The organism is Streptomyces sp. NPDC003691, from assembly GCF_053981115.1.
Genome location: NZ_JBSFNQ010000225.1, coordinates 1 through 1,557, shown reverse-complemented (window position 1 = coordinate 1,557; position 1,557 = coordinate 1). Strand labels below are relative to the sequence as shown.

Annotated in this window: 1 protein-coding gene; it reads right to left on the bottom strand. The window is 71.2% G+C overall.

Features of this window, described 5'->3' with window-relative positions; all coding sequences use genetic code 11:
* Window positions 1-1,557 (bottom strand): condensation domain-containing protein (locus ACWDR0_RS34870; RefSeq protein ID WP_456355847.1); only part of this gene is annotated, 1,557 nt, incomplete at both ends.

Below are 1,557 nucleotides of genomic sequence, written 5' to 3'. Positions count from 1 at the left end.
CGCCTCATCCGTACGGCCCGCAACCGCCGAACCCACCGGCACATCCAGCCCCGCACCCAACCGCGACAACAACACCGCCAACGCCGCCTGCAACACCATGAACGGCGTCCCACCCTCCTCCTGCGCCAGCTCAGCCAGCCGCTGATGGACCTCCGCGGGCACCAGCAACGGGACGGCATGTCCGCGGTGACTCGACACTGCCGGGCGGACCCGGTCGGCGGGCAGGTTCAGCTCCTCCGGTGCCCCGGCCAGTGTCCGCCGCCAGTAATCCACCTGCACCGACAGCAGACTCTCCGGGTCGGACTCCTCCCCCAGCAGCTCCCGCTGCCAGAGCGCGTAGTCCGCGTACTGCACCGGCAGCGGCACCCACTCCGGCGCCTCATCACGCGACCGCGCCGCATACGCAACCGACAGGTCGCGCCCCAGCGGACCCATGGACCAGCCGTCGCCGGCGATGTGGTGCACAACCACCACCAGCACCCGCTCGCCCTCGCCCTCACCCTCACCACTTTCGAACAGCCACGCCCGGACCGGCACCTCCACCGCCAGATCGAACGCATACCGCGCGGCCCCACGCACCGCACCCGCCAGCTCCCCGGATGCCACCCGGGTCACCTGAAGGTCCCAGTCCAGTTCCACGGGGTCCAGGATTCGCTGATACGGCTCCCCCGCCACCACCGGGAACACCGTCCGCAACGACTCGTGCCGACCGATCACATCCCGCAACGCAGCACCCAGCGCGGGCACATCCAGCTCGCCGCTGAGCCGGATGATCACCGGCATGTTGTAGGTCGGGCTGGGGCCTTCGACCTGGGCCAGCAGCCAGAGGCGCTGTTGAGCGAAGGACAGCGGGATCCGTTCCGGGCGCTCTCCGGCGACCAGCGGCACACGGGTCCGCGACTCGCCACCGGCCAGGTGCGCCGCCAGTCCCGCGACGGTCGGGGTTTCGAAGAGGATCCGTACCTCGACCTCGGCGCCGAGCGTCGCGCGGATCCGGGACACCAGGCGTACGGCGAGGAGGGAGTGTCCGCCGAGCTGGAAGAAGCTGTCGTCGACGCCGACCGACTCCAGGCCGAGCACTTCGGCGAAGGCGGCGCAGAGCAGTTCTTCCTGGACGGTGGCCGGGGCCCGGCCCTCGCCCGTGGCGTACTCGGGAGCGGGCAGCGCCCGGCGGTCGAGCTTCCCGTTCACCGTCATCGGCAGCGCGGGCAGCGTCATGACGGCGGCCGGGACCATGTAGTCCGGCAGCCGCCCGGCGACGAACTCCCGCAGCGCGGCGGGTTCGGTGTCCTCCTGGCCGTCCTCACCGGTGCTGACGGTGTACGCGACGAGGCGGCGGTCGCCGGGGTTGTCCTCGCGGACCACGACCGCGGCCTGACGTACCTCCGGGTGGGTGAGGAGTACGGCTTCGACCTCACCGGGCTCGATGCGGAAGCCGCGGATCTTCACCTGGTCGTCGGCCCGGCCGACGAACATCAGCTGCCCGTCCGCCGTCCACTTCACCAGGTCACCGGTCCGGTACATCCGCTCACCACCGGACCCGTACGGGCAGGCGAC